Source organism: Streptomyces sp. NPDC085927 (assembly GCF_044540975.1).
Classification (GTDB): Bacteria; Actinomycetota; Actinomycetes; order Streptomycetales; family Streptomycetaceae; genus Streptomyces; species Streptomyces hirsutus.
Genome location: NZ_JBITSN010000005.1, coordinates 239,967 through 264,660, shown reverse-complemented (window position 1 = coordinate 264,660; position 24,694 = coordinate 239,967). Strand labels below are relative to the sequence as shown.

Here is a 24,694-nt window from a genome sequence, read left to right as displayed (position 1 = left end):
CCTCCTGAAGTCGTGGGACGTACTGCCTTCGCTCTCACGTCGATCGGAAACCGGTGCTTTCGACAGGTGCCGGCCGTTCCCGTGCGGCCCGCTCATTTCCCGGCCGCACCGCCCCCGTCCGGCCGAAGGCGCACGGTTCCGGCCTGTAGGTAAGCTCGGCACATGGTCCGACTGATGGGTCGATCCCCGGCCCGGTCGCCCCAGCGGCCCAGCACCACGGCTTCCGTACGTCAGCAGCGGCAGGGGGGCGGTGGCTCGCGGTGGCGCCCACCGGAGTGGCTCCGGCCCCTGCTGAGCGCGCGCAGCGTCGCCGGACAGGTCTTCATCCTGCATGTCGTGATCGTGCTGCTGCTGGTCGTGTCCGCCGTGGTCGCGCTGGTGCTGCAAGTACGGCACGACAGCACCCTGGAGGCCCGCAGCCGCTCCCTCGCCGTGGCGGAGACCCTGGCCCACTCGCCGGGCATCGTCGAGGCACTCGAGTCCCCCGATCCCACCCTCCTGCTCCAGCCGCGCACGGAGGCCATCCGCAAACAGGCCGAGGTCGACTTCGTCGTCGTCATGAACACCGACGGCATCCGCTACACGCACCCCAGGACGGACCGGATCGGCAAGAAGTTCGTCGGCACCTTCCAGCCCGCGCTGGCCGGACGGCCCGTGACCGAGGAGATCACCGGCACCCTCGGCCCGCTGGTCCAGGTTGTCGTGCCGGTGAACAACCCCGACGGCGTCGTGGTGGGTCTCGTGTCGGCCGGCATCACGACCGAGAACGTCGGCGGCGTCGCCGAGGACCAGTTGCCGCTGGTCCTGGCCGCGGGGGCCGCCGCACTCGCGCTGGCCACCACCGGCGCGGCCCTGATCAGCAGACGTCTGCTGCGGCAGACCCACGGCCTGGGCCCGCACGAGATGACCCGCATGTACGAGCACCACGACGCCGTGCTGCACTCGGTGCGGGAAGGCGTGGTCATCGTCGACGACGACGGCACCCTGCTCCTCGCCAACGACGAGGCGCACCGGCTGCTCGGGCTGCCCGAGGACGCGGAGGGCCGCGCCGTGCTCGACCTCTCCCTGGACCCCGGTACCGCCGGCCTCCTGTCCTCGGGGCGGGTCGCCACGGACGAGGTGCACCGGGTGGGCGACCGGCTGCTGGCGGTCAACCAGCGTTCCACCGACCGTGCCGGGGGCCCGCCCGGCAGCGTCGCCACGGTCCGTGACTCCACCGAACTGCGTGCCCTCTCCGGCCGGGCGGAGACCGCGCGGGAACGGCTCGACATGCTCTACGACGCCGGCGTGGGGATCGGGACCAGCCTGGACGTGACCCGCACGGCCGAGGAGCTGACGGAACTGGCCGTACCGCGGTTCGCGGACTTCGCCACGGTGGACCTGTTCGAGACGGTGCTGGCCGGCGGTGAACCGGACGCGGCGGGGTCGGTGCGCCGCACGGCGTCGGCCGGTATCCACAAGGATGCCCCGCTGTACCCGGTGGGCACCCAGACCCGGTTCGTCGGGTCGTCCCCGCAGGGCCGCAGCCTGACCTCCGGGCGGCCGTTCGTCGAGCCCCGGCTGAGCGAGGCTCCGGGGTGGCGGGCGCAGGACCTGGAGCGCTCCGGACAGATCGTGGCGTACGGCATCCACTCGCTGATCACCGTGCCGCTGCGGGCCGGTTCCCTGGTGCTGGGCGTGGTCAGCTTCTGGCGTGCCGAGAGGCCCGAGCCCTTCGACGAGGAGGAGCTGGCCCTGGCGGAGGAGCTGGTCGCGCGGGCCGCGGTGTCCATCGACAACGCCCGCCGGTACACGCGCGAGCACAGCATGGCGGTGACGCTCCAGCGCAGTCTGCTGCCGCGCAGCCTGCCCGAGCAGAGCGCCCTGGAGATCGCCTACCGCTATCTGCCCGCGCAGGCCGGGGTGGGCGGCGACTGGTTCGACGTCCTGCCGCTGTCCGGTGCGCGGGTCGCGCTCGTGGTCGGCGACGTCGTCGGGCACGGGCTGCACGCGGCGGCCACCATGGGGCGGCTGCGCACCGCGGTGCACAACTTCTCGGCGCTCGACCTGCCGCCCGACGAGCTGCTGGGCCTGCTGGACGAGCTGGTCAGCCGCATCGACCAGGACGAGACGGAGGACGAGCACAGCGCTCCGGTGACCGGGGCGACCTGCCTGTACGCCGTCTACGACCCGGTCACCCGGCGCTGCACCGTCGCCCGGGCGGGCCATCCGCCGCCCGCGCTGATCCATCCGGACGGCACCGTGGAGTACGCGGACGTGCCCGTCGGCCCGCCCCTGGGGCTGGGCGGGCTGCCGTTCGAGACGGCCGAGCTGGAGCTGGCGCAGGGCAGCCGGCTGGTCCTGTACACGGACGGGCTCGTCGAGGACCGGAACCACGACATCGACGTCGGTCTGGAACTGCTGCGCAAGGCTCTGGCCCAAGCCGGGGACTCCCCCGAGGACACCTGCCGGGCCGTGCTGGAGTCCCGGCGTCCGGCCAGGGCGCGGGACGACATCGCCCTGCTCGTGGCGCGTACCCAGGCGCTCACCGAGGACCGGATCGCGCGGTGGCCGGTGCCGTCCGACCCGGCGGCGGTCGCCGAGGTGCGCGCCACGATCGCGCGGAAGCTGTCCGACTGGGGCCTGGACGAGCTGGTCTTCACCACGGAGCTGATCCTGAGCGAGCTGGTCACCAACGCGATCCGCTACGGCGGCGACCCCATCGAGGTACGGATGCTGCGCGACCGCAATCTGATCTGCGAGGTCCTCGACAGCAGCAGCACCTCGCCCCATCTGCGGTACGCGACCATGAACGACGAGGGCGGGCGCGGCCTGTTCCTGGTGGCGCAGCTGGCGGAGCGGTGGGGCACCAGGTATCTGCCGACCGGTAAGATCATCTGGGCCGAGCAGCCCATCCCGTGATCCACGGCGGCTGCCCGGGGATCCGCGCATGAAGTCATAAGGCCCGCTTATGAGCTCATAGACCGGACCCGCGTACCAGGTTAGGTATGCCTTAGTTTAGGATTCCCGGAGAGGCTCTTGTCACCGCTCGAAGGGAACCTGACCATGCCCCGCCCCCTGCGGGTAGCCGTCGTGGGATCCGGCCCCGCCGGGATCTACGCCGCCGACGCCCTGCTCAAGTCCGACGTTGCCGCCGACCCGGGTGTCTCGATCGACATCTTCGAGCGCATGCCGGCGCCGTTCGGTCTGATCCGCTACGGCGTCGCTCCCGACCACCCGCGGATCAAGGGCATCATCACGGCCCTGCACCAGGTGCTCGACAAGCCGCAGATCCGGCTGTTCGGCAACGTGGACTACGGCACCGACATCCACCTCGACGACCTGCGCGCGTTCTACGACGCCGTGATCTTCGCCACCGGCGCGACCGCCGACCGGGCGATGTCCTCCGTCCCGGGCATCGACCTCGACGGTTCCTACGGCGCCGCCGACTTCGTCTCCTGGTACGACGGCCACCCGGACGTGCCGCGCACCTGGCCGCTGGAGGCGGAGAAGGTCGCCGTGCTGGGGGTCGGCAACGTCGCCCTCGACGTCGCGCGCATCCTCGCCAAGACGGCGGAGGAACTGCTGCCGACGGAGATCCCGCCGAACGTCCACGAGGGACTGCAGGCCAACAAGGCGCGCGAGATCCACGTCTTCGGCCGCCGCGGCCCGGCGCAGGCGAAGTTCAGCCCGATGGAGCTGCGGGAGCTGGACCACTCCCCCAGCATCGAGGTCGTCGTCGACCCCGAGGACATCGACTACGACGAGGGTTCGATCGCCACCCGGCGCGGCAACAAGCAGGCCGACATGGTCGCGAAGACGCTGGAGAAGTGGGCGATCCGCGATGTCGGCGACCGCCCGCACAAGCTGTTCCTGCACTTCTTCGAGTCGCCGTCGGAGATCCTCGGCGAGGACGGCAGGGTGACCGGCCTGCGCACCGAGCGCACCGAGCTCGACGGCACCGGCAACGTCAAGGGCACCGGCCAGTTCAAGGACTGGGACGTCACCGCGGTCTACCGCGCGGTGGGCTACCTCTCCGACAAGCTCCCCAAGCTGCCCTGGGACATCGACTCCGGCACCGTGCCCGACGAGGGCGGCCGGGTCGTCCAGGAGAACGGCGAGCACCTGACGTCCACGTACGTCACCGGCTGGATCCGGCGCGGCCCCATCGGCCTGATCGGCCACACCAAGGGCGACGCCAACGAGACCGTGGCGAACCTGCTGGACGACTTCGCGAACGGACGGCTGCAGACGCCCGCGACGCCCGAGCCCGAGGCCGTGGACGCGTTCCTCGCCGAGCACTCCGTCCGCTACACCACCTGGGACGGCTGGTACAAGCTGGACGCCGCGGAGAAGGCGCTGGGCGAGCCGCAGGGACGCGAGCGCGTGAAGCTCGTCGAACGCGAGGACATGCTGCGGGAGAGCGGCGCGTGAACTGACAGCGGTCGCAACGACGTACCACCGAGCGCCCGTTCGGTCCTCACGGACCGGGCGGGCGCTCCGTCGCGTCCGCGGGGTCCTTCGGGTCCGGGGGGCCGTCGTCCCCGCGGGGGCCGTGAGACCCGCTCGTTCCGGGGCCCGGACGGTGCGGACGCGCCCGGGGTTGTGTACTATCCGATCTTTCACCGAACAACCACATGATCCTCACGCAAGGGTCATGCAGGGGGGATGAGTTCATGCGTATACGCACCGCTGCCGTCGCCACCACCGCAGTCGTGGGAGCCCTGGCCGCACTGACGGCCGTTCCGGCGCACGCCGCGGAGTACGACTCCGCGCTCAAGGTCCGTGGCGTCCAGTACGACGCTCCGGGGCCCGACTCCAACAAGTGCTCCACGGGCAACACCCGTCACGAGTACCTGACGATCAAGAACTACTCGTCGACGAAGACCGTGAACCTCAAGGGATACGTCGTCAAGGACGCCACCGGCAACCGGTTCGTCTTCAGGACCAACCACTACCTCGAGCCCCGTGACTACGTGAAGCTGCGCGGCGGCAACGGCACCGACTCCGACAAGAACAACGTCGCCTACCGCAACAACTGCAACTTCATCTGGAACAACGACAAGGACACGATCTACCTCGTCAAGCCCACGGGCAGCCGCGCCGACGTGCACGCGTACACCAAGCGCGGCTCCGACCGGGACGGCAACGGGTACATATCGTTCCACAAGTGACCGCTCCCCCTGCCGGACCGTCAGTCCGGCAGGGGCAGGTGGCCCGTCTCCCCCGGCTGGAGGCGGGCCGTGAGGTCCGGGAGGCGTACGTCGACGGGCCCTGGTCCCGACGCCGGCACGGCGATCTCCAGACGTCCGCTTTCCAGCCGCAGCCGGACGCCCCAGTGGCCGCGGTAGCGCAGGGTGAAACCGTAGGAGGACAGCTCCGGCAGGGGCACCGGGTCCAGTCGCAGCCCGCCGTCGCGCGTCTCCAGGCCCGGCAGCCCGCGCTGGACCAGGTCGAGCGTGCCGGCCATGGCGCCGAGATGGATGCCCTCACCGGTGGTGCCGCCCTGGACGTCGGCGATGTCCCCGCGCAGGGCCTCCTGGCAGAACGTCCAGGCCTCGGCGCGCCGGTCCCGGGCCAGCACCCAGCCGTGGACGAGGCCGCTGAGCGTGGACCCGTGGCTGGTGCGGTGCAGGTAGTGGTCCACCGTCAGCCGCCAGGTCGCCTCGTCCAGCTGGTAGCCCAGCCGCCGGAAGAGGCCCTGCAGTTCGGCCGGGGAGAACAGATACCCGAGCATCAGGACGTCCGCCTGCTTCGAGGCCCGGTAGCGGTTGACGGTGTCGCCCTCGCCCTCCAGGATCCGGTCCAGGCGCCGGATGTCCTCGTAGCGCCGCCGGTACTCCTGCCAGTCGAGCTCGGCGAGCTTTCCGTATCCCTCGAACTGGCTGATGACGCCGTCGTGGAACGGTACGTGCAGGGCGCGGGAGACCTCCTCCCACTTCTCGAGTTCGCTCCGGTCCAGGCCGGTGCGTTCGTCGAGTTCCCGCCGGCGGGGCTCGGGCAGGGTGCGCAGCACGTCGAGGGTGTGGGCGAGCACCCAGGCCGCGGTGACGTTGGTGTACGCGTTGTCGTCCAGTCCGGGATCGGCGGCGTCGGGGTAGGCGTCGTGGTACTCGTCGGGACCCATCACGCCCTTGATGCGGTACCGGCCCAGGAGTGGGTCGTAGGCGGCGGCGTCCGACCAGAAGCGGGAGATCTGCAGCAGCAGTTCGGCGCCCTTGGTGTGCAGGAACTCGGCGTCGCCGGTGGCCTCGCAGTACTGCCACACGTTGTACGCGATCGCCGATCCCACATGGTGCTGGAGGCGGGAGTGGTCGGGCAGCCAGTGGCCCGACCGCGGGTTGAGGTGGAGCTGCTGGGCCTCCTCCCGGCCGTCGCTGCCGCTCTGCCAGGGGAACATGGCCCCTCGGCGGCCGGCGTCCCGGGCGGCGGTGCGGGCCCGGTCGAGGCGTCGGTGCCGGTAGTGCAGCAGGGCTCTGGAGACCTCGGGGAAGTGAAGGTTGAGGTAGGGCAGCACGAACAGTTCGTCCCAGAAGACGTGCCCGCGGTAGGCCTCGCCGTGCAGCCCGCGGGCCGGTACGCCGACGTCCAGGTCGGCGGTGTGCGGGGAGAGGGTCTGCAGCACGTGGAAGAGGTGCAGGCGCAGGATGGCGCCTGCCTCACCGGGCACGTCCAGTTCGCCCCGGCGCCACAGCTGGCCCCAGGCCGTCCGGTGGGACTCCAGCAGCTCCTCGAAGCGGGCGACGCGGCCCACCCGGTCGACGGCGGCGTGCAGGGGGTCGCTGATGGCCGGGTCGCGCGAGGTGTACAGGGCGACGATCTTGTCCACGGTCACCGTACGGCCCGCGGTCAGGTGCAGCCGGCTCAGCTGGACGGCCCGCGGGTTCTCCTTGCGGAAGGTGACGGGCGCCTCGGAGAACAACCGGGACGCGAGGGCGATCCGGATGTCGGAGGTACGGGTGCGGCAGTGCAGCCACACGGTGTCCGGTGCCGCGCTGCCACTGTGCGCATGGGCCAGATGCCGGCCGTCCAGGTCCCGGTAGCGGGCCACCCCCGCGTTGGTGATGCCACCGTCGAGGGCCGCCTCGACCTCGAGTGCGCCGGAGTACCGCTCGGCCGTGAACTCGGTGCGCAGCGCGGCCAGATGGGGGTCGGCCATGTGCACCAGGCGCTCCTGACGCACCCTCAGGACCCGTCCCTCCCCCAGGTCGTACCGGGTCAGCCGCTCCAGCAGTCCCGAGGAGATCCGGAGGGTCTCACGGTGGTCGAGCACGGTCGCCGTTTCGGGGGTGAGCCACGGCCCTCCGGGCAGCCGGAACCGCAGGGGCAGCCAGTTGGGCAGGTTGACGAGGTCCTCGTTCTCGACGCGCCGTCCGGCCACCTCGGAGGTGAGCCGGTCGTAGCAGCCGGCCGCGTACGTCCCCGGGTAGTGCACGTCGTCGGCGACGCATTCCGGCAGCGCCCCCCGGGTGGCGAAGAAACCGTTGCCGAGCGTGCACAGCGACTCCCGAAGGCGCACCTCGGCGGGGTCGTATCCCTCGTACTCCCAGATCCAGCCGGTCACGTCGGCGCTCCTTCCCCAGGAGGTCCAGCGGAGGGCTCCGGTGGTTCCGCACGGGGTACCCCCGTACAGGACAGGAACACGCATCGGGCGGAGGTACCTCCGGATCACCGACGCGAAGCGCCCGTGCGGGAGGGCTACCCCTCCCGCACGGGCACGCGCCACACCAGGGTGGTTCCGCGGTCCGGGGCGCTGTCGATCTCCAGGCCGCCGCCCAGTTGCGCGGCGCGTTCGGCCATGTTGCGCAGCCCGCTGCGGCGGCCGCCCTCCGGGATGCCCACGCCGTCGTCGGTGACGGTCAGCCGCACCTCGCGGCCGTCGGTCTCGAGGGCCACCTCGACCCGGCCGGCACGCGCGTGCCGGGCGATGTTGGTCAGGGCCTCGGACAGGACGGCCACCAGATGGTCGGCGGTCTCCTTCGGCACATGGGTGTCGACCAGGCCCTCCATCCGCACACTGGGCGCGAAGCCCAGCACGGGGGCCGTCTCGCCGGCCACCCGCACGGCGCGGGCCCGCAGTCCGGTCCCGGAGGCGGTGTCGTGGGCGCGCAGACCGAAAATGGTCGATCTGATGATCTTGATCGTCTCGTCCAGGTCGTCCACCGCACGGGAGACCCGCTCCGAGGCCTCCTTGTGCTCGATGAAACGGCCGGCGCTCTGCAACGTCATCCCGGTGGCGAACAACCGCTGGATCGCCAGGTCGTGCAGGTCCCGGGCGATGCGGTCGCGGTCCTCGAGCACCGCGATCTGTTCGGCGTCGCGGCGGCGCTCCGCCAGTTCCATGGCCACGGCGGCCTGCGCGGCGAAGCCCTGCAGCGGCTCGATCTCCTTCTCGGAGAACTCGCCGCCACCCGCGGCGCGCACCAGCAGGACGATGCCCCGTACGCCGTCCCCCGACCCCACGGGCACGGCCACCGCCGGGCCGAGGCCGGCGAAGCGCGGCGGTCCGGACGACACCCGCTCGTCGCAGGAGACGTCCGGGCTGGTGACGGGGGCGGCGCTGGTGAACGCCCGGCCCAGCAGGCTGTCGTCGACGGGGACGACGAGTCCGCGGTGGGTCTCCGCCCCCTGCCCCAGGGCGAGTTCCACGGTCAGCGATGCGGTGCCCTCCATCGGCACCGCCACCTCGGCGAGTGCCGCGCCGGTGATCTCCATGGCCCGGTCGGCGATCAGCAGCAGGGCCTCGCTGCCGCCGCTGCCGGACATCAGGGCGTGGGTGATCTCCGTGTTCGCCTGCAGCCACCGCTCCCGCAGCCGGGACTCCTCGTACAGCCGGGCGTTGTCGATGGCGACGCCGGCGGCGACGGCCAGGGTCGACAGGACCGACTCGTCCTCCTCGTCGAACTGTGCCCCGGCACGCTTCTCGGTGAGGTACAGGTTGCCGAAGATCTGGTCGCGGACCCGGATGGGGACGCCGAGGAAGCTGTTCATCGGCGGGTGGTGGGCCGGGAAACCGAAGGACGCGGGGTGCCCGGACAGCTTCGTCAGCCGCAGCGGCTCGGGATGCCGGATCAGCTCCCCGAGGATGCCGTGGCCCTCGGGGTAGTGGCCGATGCGGGCGATCTCCTCCTCGCTGACCCCGACCGTGTGGAAGGCCGACAGCCGCTTGCCGTCGGGACCGATCACGCCGAGGGCGGCGTACTCGGCGTCCACCAGCACCGCCGCGGCGTCGACGATGCTGTGCAGGACCTGTTTCAGGTCCAGCTCGCGGCCCACCTCGAGGACGGCCTCCAGCAGGCTGTGCACCCGGTCGCGCGTGCCGCGGGCCGCGTCGATCCGGGCCTGGAGCTCCTCCAGCAGCTCGTCCAGCCGCATCTGCGGCAGCAGCGGACGGGGGTCCCCGTCCCGCTCGGAGCTCTCCACCCGTGGTCCTCCCGTTCGCTCGCCCTACCGGCAGCGTGTTCCCGGCAGGTCCACGTTAACGGGCGCGGCCCGGCCGTTTCCCACCGGTCGGCGAACCGGGCGTCAGCGACTCGTGCGCCGCGACCGGTCCTGTGCCTGGGTGGCGATCACGGCGGCCTGGATACGGCGTTCCACGCCGAGCTTGGCCAGCAGCCGGGAGATGTGGTTCTTCACCGTCTTCTCCGCCAGATACAGCCGCTGGCCGATCTGCCGGTTGGTCAGCCCCTCGCCGATCAGGGCGAGGATCTCCCGCTCGCGTTCGGTCAGCCCGGGCAGGGCGTCCTGCTCCTCCTCCGGCTCCTGTTCCTGCCGCAGCCGGGCCATCAGGCGGGTGGTGGCGCTCGGGTCGAGCAGGGACTGGCCGGAGGCGACCGTCCGCACGGCCGTGACCAGGTCCGAGCCCTGGATCTGCTTCAGCACGTAGCCGGAGGCGCCCGCCATGATCGAGTCCAGCAGGGCCTCCTCGTCGTCGAACGAGGTGAGCATCAGGCAGGCCAGATCCGGCAGCTTCGAGCGCAGCTCGCGGCACACGGTCACCCCGTCGCCGTCGGGCAGGCGGACATCGAGGACCGCCACGTCGGGGCGGAGCGCGGGGACGCGGACCAGGGCCTGCTCGACGGTGGCGGCCTCGCCGACGACGGTGATGTCCGGTTCGTCGTTCAGCAGGTCGTGCACTCCGCGGCGGACCACCTCGTGGTCGTCCAGCAGGAAGACCCGGACGGGCCGGTCGGGTGCCGGCCGCTCGCTGTCCGCCATCTGACGCTCCTTGTCCTCGTGTGCCGGGCCGTACGCCGTGTCCCGGTGCCCCCGGCCACCGGCCACCGGGAGGTCCCTCACCCAGATCCTTCTCGGTCCAGGGCCGAACGGCCAGGGCCGATCGGCCCTGATTCCCGTCGGGCCACCTGTTCTCCGCCGGGGTCCCCCGTCCTTCGGCCGGCCGGTCGGCTCCCCACCGCTCCGGACGAGCTCCAAGGCTCCTCGGGACGAGCAGGGCCGGTCGGTCCGGGTACCGGGGACCATCGGCATCTGGAGCGTGCCGGAGGGCTGGGCCATCGTCGGAGACAGGAGCGGCACCGATCCCCCGCGGTGTCGCTCCGTCCACGGTACCGACGGGGCGAACCACTGGACCGCCGGGCCGCCCCGCCGGTGCCGGCCCGGTGCCCGTGCGCGGGACTCCTACCGGCCGGCAGCACCCTTCGGCACCTGTGGCCCGCCGGTAGGGCCGAGCGGCCCTACCGGCGGGCTCTTCACTGCGGGTTGACTGGCCGGTATGTCCGAGAACCACGGCAGGCACGCGGCGGATCCGACCGAGCGGAGGGTCGCCGGAACGACGCTCGTCGCCCCGCGGGGTGAACTCGACCTGCTCACCGCGCCGGCCCTGTCGCAGCGCCTGGACGTGCTGACCGCCGGTGCCTTCCCCGACCTGGTGCTCGATCTGCGCGCCGTGTCGTTCATCGACTGCTCGGGCCTGCGCGCGCTGTGCCGTGCGCGCCGTCGGGCCCTGTCCCGGGGCGGGCGGCTGCGGCTGATCACGCGCAGCCCCGGTCTGCTGCGGGTCCTCCACCACACCCGGCTCACCGGCGTGTTCGAACTCCTCCCCCGCCTGCCGGCGGAGCTCGACGCGGCCGTCTCCCGCCCCTCGGCGGGCAGAGGCCCCCGCCCCTGAACAACGTCCCATGAGTCCCGGGGCCGAGCCGACCGGCCCCATTCCCGGGGCGCCGCCCGGGACCGAAGGTCCTCTCCTGCCGGGCCGATGGGCCCGCAGCACCCCACGAGCAGTGGTTACCGCCGGAAACACGCTGGTCGGATTGCTATACAGAAGGTGCCGCCGGTCCGGAACGGCGGCCCAAACCCCGCATCCCGTCATGTCGTTGGGAGACCTCATGCTGTCCGAAGAATCCGCCGCAGTGGTCCGGGCCACCCTTCCCGCCGTGGCCGGGGCTCTCGACGAGATCACCGCACGTTTCTACGGTGCCATGCTCCGCGACCGCCCCGAACTCCTGGACGGCATGTTCAACCGGGGCAATCAGGCCAGCGGGGCCCAGCGCCGGGCGCTGGCCGGTTCCATCGCCGGTTTCGCGCAGGCGCTGCTCGCCGACCCGGACACCCGGCCGGACGCCCTGCTGGCCCGGATCGCGCACAAGCACATCGCGGTCGGGGTCACCGACGACCAGTACACGATCGTGCACAAGTACCTGTTCGGTGCGATAGCGGAGGTCCTCGGCGACGCCGTCACCCCCGAGGTGGCCGCGGCCTGGGACGAGGTGTACTGGCTGATGGCAGGCGCCCTCATCGGGCAGGAGGCCCGTCTCTACCAGGAGGCGGGGGTCGCGCCGGGCGACATCTGGCAGCGGTGGACGGTCGTCGAACGGCACGAGGAGACCGCCGACGTCGTGTCCTTCGTGCTGCGCCCGGCCGACGGCGAACCGGCACCGCGCGCACGGGCCGGGCAGTACGTGAGCGTACGGCTGCGGATGCCCGACGGGGTGCACCAGCTGCGCCAGTACAGCCTGTCCTCGGACCCCGGCGGCGATCTCCGCCGCATCACCGTCAAGCGGGTCACCGGGGACGCGGAGGCACCGGACGGGGAGGTCTCCAACCTGCTCCACGCGCACACCCGCGCCGGTGACGAACTCGCCCTGTCCGTGCCGGCCGGCGACGTGGCCCTCGACGAGGCGGACACCCCGCTGGTGCTGGTCTCGGCCGGGATCGGCTGCACGCCCATGGTGGGCATGCTCGCCCGGCTCGCGGCGGCCGGCTCGACGCGCCGGGTCCTGGTGCTGCACGCCGACGCCTCGCCCGAGGAGCACGCCCTGCGCACCGAGGTACGGGCCCTGGTGGAGCAACTGCCGGACGCCCGCGCGGTCTTCTGGTACGAGCGGCCGGGCGCCGAGGAGCCCGGGGCGCGCAGCGGCCTGATGGACCTCACCGGGATCGACGTCCCGGCGGACGCGTCGGTGTATCTGTGCGGCCCGTTGCCGTTCATGCGTACGGCGCGCGGCCGGCTCCTGGGCGCGGGCGTCCCCGCCCGGCAGATCAGCTACGAGGTCTTCGGTCCCGATCTGTGGCTCCCCGAGGCGGCCTGACCGCGTCGTACGACGGGTGGGGCCCTTCACGCACTACGCGTGAAGGGCCCCACCCGTCGCGGTCCGGGCCCGTGGCGGTCCGGACCGGTTCTCGACGGTCCTGTCTCAGACCTCCAGATCGTTCTCGATCCGGCGCAACTGGTGGCGGGCCATCGCCAGGTTGGAGCGGCCGCTGTCCAGCACCAGGTACAGGAACAGCCCGTTGCCGCCGCGCCCCTTGATCAGGCGGATCAGGTGGTACTGGGTGCCCAGGGTGATCAGGATGTCCTCGATCTCTTCCTTCAGCCCCAGGAGTTCCATGGTCCGCAGTTTCGAGCGCACGACGTCGGTGTTGCCCGCGGCGGCGACCTCCAGGTTGAAGTCCTTGCCACCGCCGATCGTGCCGAGCGCCATGCCACTGGTGTAGTCGACGAGTGCGGCGGCCGTGGCTCCCTCGATGGAGCTGAGGCAGTCCTTGAGCGAGGTCTCGGTGTTGGCCATGAGAGGTGTCCTTTCGGTCGTGATGGTTGTTCCGGCCGGCCACCAGGTCGTGTCACGGGGCCGGCCGAGGGGAAAAGGCCGGGATTCAGCCGCCGGGCTGGGGCCGGGGCTGGTGTGCGGGCCGCTGCGGGGTGCGCACCGGCAGGGTGCCGATCCGGCGGTCGGCGTCCGGGGACGACGGGGCGTGCGTGTCGAGCGCCGCGCGCTCCGCGTGCCTGCCCCCGCCCGGACCGACACGGGCGTCGATCAGGTCCGCGATCCGTGCACCGCTGCGCCGGCCCTCCAGATGCAGCCGGCCCACGTTGACCCGGTCGTCGGCGAGCAGGGTGAGCACCGCGGTGCTTCCGGCGGCATAGGTCGCCACGTAGCCCAGGGTGCCGCGCACCAGCAGTTCGCGGAACTCGCCGCGAACGGCGGCATCCGTCATCCGGTGCGCGACGCCGAGCGCGGCGGCGGTGAGCGCGGCCAGGCCCTCCGGCTCGGTGTCGGGCACGTCGTGGGCGAGGACGAGTCCGTCGACGGTGGCCGCGAGCGACCCCGCCAGCCGGGGGATCCGGGTACGGAGCCGACGCAGTTCGTCCAGCACGTCGGTCTCGACGGCCATGAGCAGTCTCCTTTCGGCACGCTGTCGACGCGCGCGGATCACAGGGCCTCCAAGGCGTCCAGGAGCCGTCGCAGCAGTGCCGTGTCGGGCTCGTCCCACGCCTCGCCGGGTGCTCCGGTGCCCGGGCGGACGGGGGCGGCGGGCGGGGGCGGTGCGGGGGTGATCAGTCCGTCGGCTGCCAGGCGGCGCAGCTCGACGAGGGTGTGGAAGGTGCGGCACGCGAGGGCCGAGGCGATCTGCGCGGCGGTGCTGGCGCCGTCGACCCGGGCGAGGGTCCGGCCGCGGCGGGGCGGCAGGTCCGCCGGGTCGGCACCGGGCACACGGGTGAGCGGGGCGGTGTCGACGGCGGGGTCGGGCCAGATGCGGTCCAGCAGGTCACGGCGGCGCCGCGACTCGCGCAGCACGCCGGCCACCGGGACGGGACGGACCGCGCCGAACCAGTGGGCGGCCTCGGGTCTGAAGCGGAGTGCGGCGGTGTCCTGGGCGAGCGCGAAGTACGCGGCGTCGAAGAGCGCGCCCAGGTGGCACAGCTCCAGCGCGCCGGTGGTGAGCCGGCCGCTGTCCACGAGCTGACGGCCGACGCGGTGGCGGGCCCCGGCCCGCTCGACCGCCTCCCACCAGCCGTCGGCGGGGAGCGCGCCGCTGCGGGTCAGCAGATCGCCGAGGTCGGGGCTGTACGCGGATTCGACGTGGACCACGCGCCCCGCTGCCAGGTAGAAGACCCCGGACTCGGTGGAGAGGGCCCCGGTGGCGCGGTCGGCCGCGAGGCTGCCGAGCATGGCGGGCGCCGATCCGTCGGTGGCTGCCGCGATGGTCATCCGAGCACCAGCCGGTCCGCCATCTCGGCCAGCCGGATGCGGGCCAGGGCCAGGTTGCCTTCGGCGCGGTCGAGCCACAGGTACAGGAAGACGGTGCTGTCGAAGGTCGTGATCACGAACCGGAGCAGGTGGTACGCGTCGACGGTGGTGAGGATCAGGTCCTGGACGGGCGGTTCCTTGCCGGACAGAACGGACGCCGCGCCGTCGGCCGGTGCGAGTGTGCCGCTCTCCATGGCGAGGCGGGCGAGTTCGGCGGTCTCCGCCGCCGTGGCCTCCGGGTCGTCGCCCGGCGCCTCACCCACCGCGCCGAGCGCGAGTCCACTGATCCAGTCGACCACCAGCGCTCCTCGCGCACCGGGCAGTCGCATGGCTTCCAGCAGGCTCTCATCGATTCCGGGCACGCCGGATCCCCCTCCATCGCACGGCCGTACCGCGAACGTGACGTCGAAGCTACGCTGTGTACTCGATCGAGGTGTGGGCTTTGGTGTTTTCCTTTGGAATATGCGGCATCGTCCCTTCGGCGCTGGTACCGTCGGCGCTTTTCGGGGTCGGACACGAGCGCCGGGAGGGGGTCCCCGGAGCGGCAGAGGGGCGGGCAGGGCCTTCCCCGTGCGGATGGCGGGCCGGCCCTGCTCGCGGGGGCCCATTGTGGTGACCGGGCACCGTCGCGGCCACGGGTGACGGCCCTCCACCACGTGTGCGCTCCGCACACCCCGTGCGCGGCACCCCCGTGGGCGCACGACGCAGAGGGTGACACGTACGAGGGGTGACACGTGGCACACGAGGGTCCCGCCATACGGGTAGCGGGAACGAGAAACGCCGTCCGGTGATCAACCCGCGTCGGTCCCGCCGTCCGACAGCGGCGACAATGGCAGGAAGCACGTGCCCCCGTTCACCCCTGGACCCATGCCTACCTCACGCACAGCCCGCCCCGTGATCCCGCCCTCCGTCTGGCTGACCGCCGGCCGGTACTCCGGGATCTCCGCACACGACGTACTCCGGCGCACCCTGCACCGGCTGGAGGAGAAGGGGGACATCGACTCCTTCCTGGAACTGCCCGAGGAGCCGCCCGCGGCGGGGACGGAGCCGCGGCACGGCGCGCCGGGCCTGGTGTTCCAGGCCCGTGTCCGGGTCGCCGGCTCGGTGACCGTACGCGCCCGGCTGAGTGTCGGACCCGGTGCCGACGGAGACCGGCCCTGGGTCCTGGTCGCCGAGGCCGAACAACCGTGGGACCTCATGTGGCCGTCCCCCACCGGCATGTTCTGGCCCACGGACGAACCGGACACGGGATGGAACCACGACGCGGCCACAGGACTGCGGCTGGGAGAGATCAGCCCGCTCCCCGAGGACGACAAGGCCGTACGGCGGCTGATGCGCGACTGTGCGCGAAACGCGAGCGGGAACGGGTGGAACATCCACGTCGTCGTCCACGAGGCGATGACCACGGGCGACCGCGGCCGGGTGCCGCTCGCCCGCTGGCTGCCGCCGGGCCTGCGGCACCGTGTGGTGGAGCACCGGGCCGCACCGCACCAGCTGCGGGTCGTGAACTGGGCGCTGCGCGACTGTGGCGTAGAGGTGCCGCGCGGCGGCGCGGTGGTCCTGCCCGGCAGCCCGGTCCCGGAGGGCTACGACGCCGGGGAGTTCTCGGTGCGCGCGGTCTTCCTGGACGGCACCCGGCCGGCCGGCCTCGTCGACGCGGTGACCCGGTTCGCGGCCCTGCCGCGTCCGCTGCCGGCCGGGGCCGAGGCGGCGCTGACCGCGCTGCGGGAGGACTGGCGTCTGCTGAACCTGGAGGAGGAACTCGCCCGCGAACGCCGGCTGGTCTCCCTGTACGCCGAGGCGCTGGAGGCCATGACCACGTCCCGCGACCTGTACCGGGAGGCCGCCGAGAGCGCCCACGAGGCGCTGGCCGCGTACCGGGAGGCCGCCGGGGCATCGGGCGGCGGGGCCCTGCCGCCCGGCACGCGGGCTCCGTCCCCGATGCAGCAGCTGACCCGCACGTTCGAGCGCCTGAGGTTCGGCCCCCGGGCACGCCGTCCGTCGCCCGCCGGCGAAGAGCGCCGGGCCCTGCCCGCCGCCGACGCGCAGTCGACGTCCTCCGGTCCGTAGGGCGGCCTGTCCGGCGGGTCGCGCCGGACAGGTGAGGGCCGGACAGGTGAGGGCATGCCGCCCGTCCGGGCGGCATGCCGCCCGGGCCGTACGGCGGTCAGTCCGGCATCCGGGGTGTGCCGGGCGGCGGCCACACCGCCCAGTGCCTGCCGGGGAACGGGGACACCACCCGGACGACCAGGGCCGTCAGCGCCAGGAGCGCGGCGACGACGGCCGCCGCGCCGGCGAGCCACTGCGGGGCGAGTGCGAGGCCGACGGCCCGGGACAGGACGGCGGACGGGAAGGTACCGCCGGAGGCGTGGGTCCCGGCCAGGGTGGCCGGCAGCACGACCGCCGCCGCCAGTACGAGCACGCCGGGGCGTACGACCAGGAACAGGGCCAGCGCCGTGCAGAGCACCGGCAGACCGACCGCGAGGGCGTGCGGGATCAGGGAGAAACCGTCACCCCGCAGCGGGAAGTGGACCACCGCGCACACGGCGAGGGCCACCGCGGCGGACCAGCTCGTCCAGGTCATGGACCGGACGGGCTGCGCGTGTGCCCGGCGGGGGTGCCGGACGCGCCGCCTCGAGTGCAGGGCCGCCGCGCCCCGGGCGCCGCGGTGCGGGGGCGGGAAGCCCGCCTCCGGCCCCCCACGGCGCTCGTCGTCCCGTACACCCCCGCGCTCTTCCCGGTGCCGGTCCCCGCGCTCGTCCTCGTACCAGGACGGTTCGGGCGCGGGGCGGTCGAGGCGATCCGGTGGGGGCTGCGCGGCCAGACGGTCTATCAGCTCGATGAGTTCCTCGACGGAGCGGCCGGAGGCGGCGGCCCGCAGTGCCTCCTCACGGCAGTGGGGTGCCAGCTGCTCGCTGTGCAGCAGTGCCACCAGCCGGGTCACGTCCTCCACCGGACGGTGGGCCGCGGCGGCCCGGATCGCCTCGTCCGCGCTGTCGGCGTCGCGGGGCGGCCGGGTCAGCAGGGCGACCAGACGGGCCACGTCCTCCACGGGGCGGCTCACCCCGATGACGCGCAGGGCGTCGACCACGGCCCGGGTGTGTTCGGGTGAACGGGCCAGTGACGTGATGAGGTCGGCGACCTCGTCCGGGGGGCGGTCCGACACCGCCGCGTACACCAGGTTGCCCACGGGGTCGCCGTACTGCTGCCGGCCCCGCTCCTCCTCCCCGGGGCGTAGGGAATCCGCCGGGTTCACGTCCGGACGCGGCCCACCGGTGCCGTAGACCGTTCCGGCGGCCGGAAGGGGCGCCGGCGGCGGCTCCGGCGGGAGGACCAAGTCCGTCCCGCCGGATATCTCGGAGGCAGTCGAGACGGTCGAGTCGCTCGAGGGACTCGAGGTGTTCGACGGGGGTGTCGATGAGCAGGTGGTCATGCTCGGCTCCATGAATGAAGACTCAGGCCGCTCCTCGCCCCCGGACGTACGACGAGCGACGTTACGTGGACCATTACTAAGCGCCCCCGCCCGGCACGGCCACTCGGCTGGGCCACCGGTATGACCTGTGCCACTCCGCCGGCTCCCCTCGGGGGGTCATACCGGAGCCGTTCCCGGGCATCCGGACAGGGAGACCGGTCTCTCGCCGCACCTCGAGGAGGACAGCCCGTGGACACCACCGTGGTACTCGTCGTGGCCGCCGTCGCCGCGGCCGCCGTGCTGGCCTGCGCCGTGGCCCTCACGGTGCGACTGGTCCGCACCCGGCGCGAGCTGCGGCGCGCCGGTCTGCCCACGGGCCCGCGCTGGGTGTTCTGGGGCGCGGTCCTCTACCTCGTCCTGCCGACCGACCTGCTGCCCGACCCGGTGTATCTGGACGACATCGGCGTGCTGCTGCTCGCGCTGCGCTCCCTGCGCGGATCCCTCGGCGCGGGTTCACCCGGAACGACGTCCCGGCGCCCGGATCGCGAACCCGCTCACGACTACGCTCCGTGAGGAAACCAACCACCCGTTCGATTCGTATAAGTCTCTGGAAGCCAAAACAAGTCGGCGGACCAAGCAGCGGTGCACAGTGGGCCGTCGCCTGGTCGGCGCAGCACCGACGAGGGAGAGACGATGCAACCGTTCGCGCTCAACTACGCACGTCCGGCACGGGAGTTGGTCATAAGCACTCCGTATGTGTACGACTCCGGACTGCAGTTGAACGTCCTCGCCGACGGACGAGTGGCGGCCTGCGATCACGCGCTGTTGCGAGAGGTGGGCACCACGACGTCCACGGCGGGTTCCAAGACTCACTTCGACGACTGACCGTGAGTCGCAGACGATGACCGTACTGATCCTCACCTGCGAGGAGGATGTGACCGCCGACATGGTGGTCGTGCACCTGCACGGCTCCGGAGTCCCGGTGGTACGCCTCGACCCTGCCGATCTGACCGTCGGCGTCTCGCTCTCGGGTGAATACGTGCACGGCCGTTTTCGCGGCCATCTCTCCGCCGGGGGGCGGCTGGTGAGCATCGGCGGGCTGCGGTCCGTGTGGGTGCGCAGGCCGGGCACCCCGGCCGGGCGGGCGGCCCAGCCGTCGCCCTGGCTGACCGAGGAGGCCGCTCAGGCTCTCTACGGGATGCTGCGCGGCTCGGACGCCCGCTGGATGAACCATCCGGACGCGGCCCGGCAGGCACGCCACAAGCCGTGGCAGCTCCGGCTGGCACAGCGCTGCGGCCTGCCCGTGCCGGCCACCGTGATCACGACCTTCCCGCGCGCCGCCCGGGAGTTCGCCGAGCGGTTCCCGGACCTGGTGGTCAAGCCCGTTTCCGGAGCACATCCGCAGGATCCGCCGCGGGCCGTGCCGACCAGCAGGGTGGCGCCGGACACCGACTTCGCCGCCGTGGCGTTCGGGCCGACACTGCTCCAGCGGCGGATCGCGAAGCGCGCCGACATCCGGCTCACCGCCGTGGGCGAGCGACTGCTGGCCGCCCGCAAGGCCGCGGACCCCGGCGCCGAACCGGTGGAGGTGGATGTACGTTTCGCGCCGCCCGGGGCGCCCTGGGAGCCGGTCGATGTACTGCCACGCATCGCCGACTCCGTCCGCGCCTATCTGCGCGAAGCCGAACTGGCCTACGGTGCCTTCGACTTCGCCGAGGACGCCGACGGGACGTGGTGGTTCCTGGAGTGCAACCAGTCGGGGCAGTTCGGGTTCGTCGAGGTGGAGACGGGCCAGCCGATCGCGCGTACCGTCGCCGAGTGGCTGGCGCGGCCCGTCCCCGAGGAGACGGTGGAGGCCGACAGGACGCCCACCACGGCATGCTGAGGGGCCCGTCACCCCGTGGGAGCGTGGTGGTACGGGCCCGCCCTCCGGGGCGGTACCCGGATCAGTGCGGCCTGGGGCCGGGCAGAAGGGCGGTGCGCTGCCAGCCGTTGCCCGGGGACTGCTGCCGGTCGAGGCCGCCCTGGGAGTATCCGGGGGACTGCAGGGGCCCCATGACCAGCTCCAGTTCCCTGTTCACTCGTTCGGCCTCGCTGCGGACCTGTGCGGGCACATCGCCGCGCTCCGTGATGAGTCGGTCGTAGATGGGGGATTCCTTGAACACCCTGCAACGTGCCTCTCTGCTTCGTCGGCCCCGGGACGGGGACGCGACTGACGAGTGTATGCGCCCGCACATCCTTCAGGGGGAATTCACCCGTACGACTTGACGCAGACGAGTCCACCAGGGATAGTCCCGCGCCCCGGGGGGCAGGCGGCACGGAGCGGTACCGGGTCCGGTCAGGCGCCCGTGGTCGAACCGGGGCGGACGATCATGAGAACCGTGACCGTCGCCCACAACAGGTTGAACACCCCTGTGAACATCGCCAGTTGCGCTGTCGCCCGTCGGTCGACGGACCGCTGCCGGGTCAGCTGCTCGACGAGTTCGTCCTGACGGGGCAGTACGAAGGCGAGCAGGACGGCCGCGGCCGCCGCCGTGAGCCCGACGGAGGTGACGAGCCAGCCGTCACCCAGAACGCCCATGGCGAGCGCGGTGGCCAGCCCGAGCACGGGCACCGCGACGCCGATGCGGGAGTAGACCCTGCAGATGCGGTGCAGCACCTCGACGGTGGTCACAGCCGCCGCGACCGGTCCGTCACCCCCGGCGGGCGCGGCGCGGCGCGCGGCCGGCGGGAACATGCTCGCCGCGACGGTCACGGGACCGACGGCGAGGATGGCGGCGAGGACGTGCAGGGACAGCAGGAACTTGGTCACCGGGGCTCTTTCCTTGGCGTGATCAGCGGTGAAGGGCTCACGCTAAGGGCCCTCGGGGTCTTCACCCAGGGGCTGGATCGACAGCTTCCGACGGGTTCCCGCCAACCACGCCCGTCTGCCTTTCCTCCGGTTCGCCGCACCACTGCCCACTTCTGCCCCGGCCCTTACAGGTGGCGGGAATCCGCCTATCGTGGCGTTCATGCACTCCGTGGCGATTCTTCTGCTCGACCGGGTCATCCCGTTCGACATGGCGGCCCCCATGCAGACCTTCGACTGGACGCGGCTGCCCGACGGCCGGCCCGCCTACCGGGTGCGGCCGTGCGCGGAGACACCCGAGGTGGCGGCGGACGGCGGGCTGTTCCTGCGCGTCGACCGCGGACTGGAGGCGCTGGCGGACGCCGACACGATCATCGTCCCGGGCCGCGCCGAGGGCGCCCCGCCGCTCTCCCCCGCCGTCGTCACGGCGCTGCGCCGGGCGGCCGGGGCGGGCACCCGGATCGCCTCGGTGTGCGTGGGCGCGTTCGTGCTGGCGGAGGCGGGGCTGCTGGACGGGCTGCGCGCCACCACGCACTGGGTGGCCGCGGACCAACTGGCCCGCTCCTTTCCACGCGTCGAAGTACAGCCGGACGTGCTCTACGTCGACAACGGGCAGATCCTCACCTCGGCCGGTGCCGCCGCCGCGCTGGACATGTGCCTGCACATGGTCCGCCGGGACCTCGGCTCGGCGGTGGCCGCGCACACGGCCCGGATGTCCGTCATGCCGTTGGAACGGGAGGGCGGGCAGGCCCAGTTCATCGTGCACGAGCACCCGCCCGTGCCCCGCGGGTCGGCCTTCGAGCCGCTGTTCGAGTGGCTCGAGGACAACCTGGCGCACGAGGTCACCCTCGGGGCGATGGCGGCGCGTGCCGGGATGAGCGAGCGCACCTTCGGCCGCCGTTTCCGTGAGCAGACGGGCACCACGCCGGTGCAGTGGCTGCTGCGGGCGCGGGTGCGGCGCGCCCAGTACCTGCTGGAGAACAGCGACTACACGGTCGAGCGGATCGCCCAGCAGTCCGGGTTCGGCTCGCCCACGGCGTTCCGCGAGCGGTTCCGCAAGGTGGTGGGCACCACGCCGTACGCGTACCGGTCGGCGTTCCACGGGCGGCGGCCCGTCGGACGGCCCGTCGCGGGCACCGGCTCGTAGCCGCCGGTCACACGGCCAGGCAGCGGCCGTTCTCGCCGTCCGGGTCCGTGGTCCGGCCGGCGGGCGCGGTCCGCTCCTGGGCGAGCAGCGCGTCCGCGCGGGTGACGGCCTCGCGGATGCCGGCCGCTCCCGTCATCACGCAGAGCGTGTACGTGATGTCCTCCAGCTCGCGCGCCGCGACGGGCGAGTGCCGCTCCGCCTGTGCGATCCGCAGCGTCGCGTAACGCGTCAGCAGTCGTCTGACGGTCTTGGGATCCGGTACCAGCACGAAGGCGCCTCTCTCTGGGTGTGTGGCTGCGCCTACCCGCATCGCCGGGAAGTAGTCCATTCCGTCCGGCCGGCCGGACGGAATGGACTGGATGGGCACCGGACGGGTGACCTGGTCCCCCGTCAGGCCGCCTGCCCGCTGTGCAGCGCGGTGTACGCCCCTCCCCGGCGCAGCAGTTCCTCGTGGGTGCCGATCTCCTGGATCCGGCCGTCCGCCATGACCACGATCCGGTCGGCACCGCGCACGGTGGACAGCCGGTGCGCCACGACGAAGGTGGTCCGCCCGTGCAGCAGCCGGGCGAGCGCCTCCTGGACCAGCGCCTCGGAACGGGTGTCCAGCGCCGAGGTCGCCTCGTCGAGGACGAGCACCTTCGGGTCCCTGATCAGGGCGCGGGCGATGGCGAGGCGCTGGCGCTGTCCGCCGGACAGGCGGGCGCCGCGCTCCCCGACGAGGGTGTCGAGGCCCTGGGGCAGCCGGTCGACGAACTCCAGCGCGTTGGCGTCGCGCAGCGCGGACCGCACCGACTCCTCGTCGGCGTCGTCCATGCCGTAGGCGACGTTCTCCCTGATCGTGCCGTCGAAGAGGATCGACTCCTGGGGCACGACCGACAGGAAGCGCCGGTAGGTGCGCAGGTCGAGGCCGTCCATGTCGGCGCCGTCGAGGAGCAGTCGGCCCGAGGTCGGACGGATGAAGCCTATGACGAGGTTGAGCACGGTGGACTTGCCCGCGCCCGAGGCGCCCACGAGGGCGACGGTCTCGCCCGGGGCGACGTCGAGGGTGAAGTCGCGTACGGCAGGGCGCTCGTCCCGCTCGTAGGCGTGGCCCACGCCCTCGAACGTGACCGCGCCGCGCAGGGCGGTGACCTGCGCCTTGCCCTCGTTGTCCTCCAGTTCGGGCGCCTGGAGAACCTCGCCGACCGAGCGCACGGACTCGAGGCCCTTGGTGATGACCGGGGCCAGGCCGGCCAGTGTCGTCGTGGAGTTGGTGAGTGTGGTCAGGAAGGCGCTCAGCATCACGATGTCGCCGGCGGTGACGCTCCAGACGTCGTAGTACGAGATCAGCGCCGCGCCGGCCAGTACGAGGACGCCCACCACGTTGAGCACCACCCAGGCCAGCGAGCCGAAGCGGCCGTTGACCAGGTCCAGGCGCATCCCGGAGGTGAGCAGCCGGTTCAGGGTGCCGTCCATCCGGCGCAGGGCCTTGCCCTCCAGCCCGTGGGCGCGGGTGACCGGGATGAGCCGGGTCATCTCCGTCACCCGGGACGACAGGGTCTCCACCTCGTGCCGGAAGTGCTCGTTGTGGGTCCGCAGCCGGGACCGCAGCCTGGCCACGAGCAGGGCGGCGGTGGGCACGACGACCAGGAAGACGGGCAGGAACTCGGGCGTGCGGAAGGCGATGATGACCAGTCCGCCGATGAGTACGGTGATCGCGCCGAGCCCCATCTCCGCGGTCTGCTGCACCATCTGTTCGACGGTCTCCACGTCCCGCACGACCTTGGCCTGGAGCACACCGGCGCTCACGCGGGAGTGGTAACCGATGGAGAGCTGCTGCATCCGCGTGCACAGGGCGGAGCGCAGGGCGGTGCCCATGCGGCGGACGCTGCCGTACAGGAGGCGCACGTAGAGCAGGTGCAGCGGATAGTTGACCAGCAGGATGAACATGATGACGCCGGTGCTGGTCCAGAGCTGCGAGACCGGCCGGTGCTGCACCACGGTGTCGATGATGGATGCGGTGATCAGCGGCAGCAGCCAGATGGGACTGTGCTTGACCGTGAAGACGCCGACCGCGGCGGCGAGCCGGCCGCGGTCGGCACGGAGGAGATAGGCGAGGGTGCGGACCGGGTGCTCGCCCCGGTAGCGGTGGTCGAGTGGTCTTGCCGGCGACGACGCCATCGGCGGTGGTCCTCCCCTGAAGCCAGGTACGGCAGGTGCAGCCCGGTCACGGCGGTGCGGTGAACGCTTTCTCCGTCCCCCACTCCGGAAAACGCTTTCCCCCCGATCGGGCAGGAGTACACCGGACCCGTGTGCGTGACCTCTTCCGGATGTCGTCCCGCCGCCTCCGGCAAGCGGTCCCAGCCTGGTCCCCGCACCGCGGGAAATCCAATAGGAAAATGCGAACGCATTCAGCAGGTACGGCTCTGAATCGCGCGGGAGGGCCGGCCACCGGAGGCCGGAACCCTCCGGGACGGACGTCCCCGGCAGCGCTCCGCGCCGCGGCGGGCAGGGAGCGCTCTCTGCACATCGGGCGCCCCTCCGCCCGACCTGGCTTAAGCAGCCCTTAAGAAGCGCTTAAGCACGTGTGGGGTTCTCGCGAGCACTTCAAGTAAGCCCTGCTCAGGGCAGGTTGAGGGACAAGTCGGACCCATTGGCGGGGGTGACTCCGGTCCGTACCATCAGAGCCGGGCGCCGGCACCGACGCACGAATGAGAGCGCTCTCACCACCATCGAGAGGTGCTCGGGGCCCTCAACCCCCGCACCCCATCGGCACCTTGTCAGGTACAGCTCACTGGAAACGGCTCGCCAGAACCACTCGATCACCTCAGGAGACCCCC

General features: G+C 72.3%; 22 protein-coding genes. 10 read left to right on the top strand and 12 right to left on the bottom strand.

Features of this window, described 5'->3' with window-relative positions; genetic code table 11:
- The first annotated feature begins 174 nt into the window (after nucleotides 1-174).
- From ACIF80_RS15770 to ACIF80_RS15760, 3 genes are all read left to right on the top strand, one after another.
- Nucleotides 175-2,901, top strand: coding sequence for a SpoIIE family protein phosphatase (locus ACIF80_RS15770; RefSeq protein ID WP_399804569.1), 2,727 nt, complete (start codon nucleotides 175-177; stop codon nucleotides 2,899-2,901).
- Nucleotides 2,902-3,045: 144 nt separating this feature from the next.
- Nucleotides 3,046-4,413, top strand: coding sequence for an FAD-dependent oxidoreductase (locus ACIF80_RS15765; protein WP_399804567.1), 1,368 nt, complete (start codon nucleotides 3,046-3,048; stop codon nucleotides 4,411-4,413).
- Nucleotides 4,414-4,655: 242 nt separating this feature from the next.
- Nucleotides 4,656-5,153, top strand: a complete 498-nt coding sequence (locus ACIF80_RS15760) for a lamin tail domain-containing protein (RefSeq protein ID WP_399804564.1) — start codon at nucleotides 4,656-4,658, stop codon at nucleotides 5,151-5,153.
- A gap of 20 nt (nucleotides 5,154-5,173) precedes the next feature.
- Here the strand turns inward: ACIF80_RS15760 and ACIF80_RS15755 are convergent, their stop codons facing one another.
- The 3 genes from ACIF80_RS15755 to ACIF80_RS15745 form a co-directional block, all read right to left on the bottom strand.
- Nucleotides 5,174-7,543 carry a glycoside hydrolase family 65 protein gene (locus tag ACIF80_RS15755; RefSeq protein WP_399804561.1) on the bottom strand — a complete coding sequence of 790 codons (2,370 nt, stop codon included), beginning with the start codon at nucleotides 7,541-7,543 and terminating at the stop codon, nucleotides 5,174-5,176.
- Nucleotides 7,544-7,677: 134 nt separating this feature from the next.
- The gene (locus tag ACIF80_RS15750; protein WP_399805267.1) at nucleotides 7,678-9,354 is read right to left on the bottom strand and encodes a GAF domain-containing protein; all 1,677 of its coding nucleotides are present in this window, start codon (nucleotides 9,352-9,354) and stop codon (nucleotides 7,678-7,680) included.
- Nucleotides 9,355-9,504: 150 nt separating this feature from the next.
- Nucleotides 9,505-10,197 (bottom strand): response regulator, encoded by a 693-nt coding sequence (locus tag ACIF80_RS15745; protein ID WP_399804558.1) that lies wholly within the window; start codon nucleotides 10,195-10,197, stop codon nucleotides 9,505-9,507.
- A gap of 514 nt (nucleotides 10,198-10,711) precedes the next feature.
- On the opposite strand from ACIF80_RS15745, the gene ACIF80_RS15740 reads away from it, so the two are divergent.
- Together ACIF80_RS15740 and ACIF80_RS15735 are read left to right on the top strand one after the other, a co-directional pair.
- Nucleotides 10,712-11,107, top strand: a complete 396-nt coding sequence (locus ACIF80_RS15740) for an STAS domain-containing protein (RefSeq protein ID WP_399804555.1) — start codon at nucleotides 10,712-10,714, stop codon at nucleotides 11,105-11,107.
- A 217-nt stretch (nucleotides 11,108-11,324) separates the two neighbouring features.
- Nucleotides 11,325-12,527, top strand: a complete 1,203-nt coding sequence (locus ACIF80_RS15735) for a globin domain-containing protein (RefSeq protein WP_399804553.1) — start codon at nucleotides 11,325-11,327, stop codon at nucleotides 12,525-12,527.
- Nucleotides 12,528-12,632: 105 nt separating this feature from the next.
- Here ACIF80_RS15735 and ACIF80_RS15730 read toward each other — a convergent pair whose 3' ends face one another.
- The 4 genes from ACIF80_RS15730 to ACIF80_RS15715 form a co-directional block, all read right to left on the bottom strand.
- Nucleotides 12,633-13,007: a hypothetical protein gene (locus ACIF80_RS15730; protein ID WP_399804550.1), complete on the bottom strand. Its 375-nt coding sequence runs from the start codon at nucleotides 13,005-13,007 to the stop codon at nucleotides 12,633-12,635.
- Nucleotides 13,008-13,092: 85 nt separating this feature from the next.
- Complete coding sequence (locus ACIF80_RS15725) at nucleotides 13,093-13,611, bottom strand: roadblock/LC7 domain-containing protein (protein ID WP_399804547.1); 519 nt, start codon at nucleotides 13,609-13,611, stop codon at nucleotides 13,093-13,095.
- A 38-nt stretch (nucleotides 13,612-13,649) separates the two neighbouring features.
- Complete coding sequence (locus tag ACIF80_RS15720) at nucleotides 13,650-14,429, bottom strand: hypothetical protein (RefSeq protein WP_399804545.1); 780 nt, start codon at nucleotides 14,427-14,429, stop codon at nucleotides 13,650-13,652.
- Nucleotides 14,426-14,830 (bottom strand): hypothetical protein, encoded by a 405-nt coding sequence (locus tag ACIF80_RS15715; protein WP_399804542.1) that lies wholly within the window; start codon nucleotides 14,828-14,830, stop codon nucleotides 14,426-14,428. Before ACIF80_RS15715 ends, ACIF80_RS15720 begins: the two co-directional genes overlap by 4 nt.
- Nucleotides 14,831-15,335: 505 nt before the next feature.
- Here ACIF80_RS15715 and ACIF80_RS15710 point away from each other — a divergent pair.
- Entirely contained in the window at nucleotides 15,336-16,538 is a 1,203-nt protein-coding gene (locus ACIF80_RS15710) for a hypothetical protein (protein WP_399804539.1), read from the top strand.
- 97 nt (nucleotides 16,539-16,635) lie between these two features.
- Here the strand turns inward: ACIF80_RS15710 and ACIF80_RS15705 are convergent, their stop codons facing one another.
- Nucleotides 16,636-17,724 carry a hypothetical protein gene (locus ACIF80_RS15705; RefSeq protein ID WP_399804536.1) on the bottom strand — a complete coding sequence of 363 codons (1,089 nt, stop codon included), beginning with the start codon at nucleotides 17,722-17,724 and terminating at the stop codon, nucleotides 16,636-16,638.
- Between the two features lie 405 nt (nucleotides 17,725-18,129).
- Here ACIF80_RS15705 and ACIF80_RS15700 point away from each other — a divergent pair, with 405 nt between their 5' ends.
- From ACIF80_RS15700 to tgmB, 3 genes are all read left to right on the top strand, one after another.
- Entirely contained in the window at nucleotides 18,130-18,453 is a 324-nt protein-coding gene (locus tag ACIF80_RS15700) for a YkvA family protein (protein ID WP_399804534.1), read from the top strand.
- Between the two features lie 120 nt (nucleotides 18,454-18,573).
- Nucleotides 18,574-18,765, top strand: a complete 192-nt coding sequence (gene tgmA, locus ACIF80_RS15695; RefSeq protein ID WP_399804531.1) for a putative ATP-grasp-modified RiPP — start codon at nucleotides 18,574-18,576, stop codon at nucleotides 18,763-18,765.
- A 16-nt stretch (nucleotides 18,766-18,781) separates the two neighbouring features.
- The gene (tgmB, locus tag ACIF80_RS15690; RefSeq protein WP_399804528.1) at nucleotides 18,782-19,765 is read left to right on the top strand and encodes an ATP-grasp ribosomal peptide maturase; all 984 of its coding nucleotides are present in this window, start codon (nucleotides 18,782-18,784) and stop codon (nucleotides 19,763-19,765) included.
- Nucleotides 19,766-19,826: 61 nt separating this feature from the next.
- Here the strand turns inward: tgmB and ACIF80_RS15685 are convergent, their stop codons facing one another.
- Nucleotides 19,827-20,045 (bottom strand): hypothetical protein, encoded by a 219-nt coding sequence (locus tag ACIF80_RS15685; protein WP_399804525.1) that lies wholly within the window; start codon nucleotides 20,043-20,045, stop codon nucleotides 19,827-19,829.
- A gap of 173 nt (nucleotides 20,046-20,218) precedes the next feature.
- Complete coding sequence (locus ACIF80_RS15680; protein WP_399804522.1) at nucleotides 20,219-20,692, bottom strand: hypothetical protein; 474 nt, start codon at nucleotides 20,690-20,692, stop codon at nucleotides 20,219-20,221.
- 199 nt (nucleotides 20,693-20,891) lie between these two features.
- Between ACIF80_RS15680 and ACIF80_RS15675 the strand changes: the two genes are divergently transcribed.
- Nucleotides 20,892-21,875, top strand: coding sequence for a GlxA family transcriptional regulator (locus ACIF80_RS15675; RefSeq protein WP_399804520.1), 984 nt, complete (start codon nucleotides 20,892-20,894; stop codon nucleotides 21,873-21,875).
- Nucleotides 21,876-21,882: 7 nt separating this feature from the next.
- Here ACIF80_RS15675 and ACIF80_RS15670 read toward each other — a convergent pair whose 3' ends face one another.
- Together ACIF80_RS15670 and ACIF80_RS15665 are read right to left on the bottom strand one after the other, a co-directional pair.
- On the bottom strand, nucleotides 21,883-22,143 hold the full coding sequence (locus ACIF80_RS15670) for a DUF5133 domain-containing protein (RefSeq protein WP_399804518.1): 261 nt from the start codon (nucleotides 22,141-22,143) through the stop codon (nucleotides 21,883-21,885).
- A gap of 122 nt (nucleotides 22,144-22,265) precedes the next feature.
- Nucleotides 22,266-24,035 carry an ABC transporter ATP-binding protein gene (locus ACIF80_RS15665; RefSeq protein WP_399804515.1) on the bottom strand — a complete coding sequence of 590 codons (1,770 nt, stop codon included), beginning with the start codon at nucleotides 24,033-24,035 and terminating at the stop codon, nucleotides 22,266-22,268.
- Between the last annotated feature and the right edge of the window lie 659 nt (nucleotides 24,036-24,694).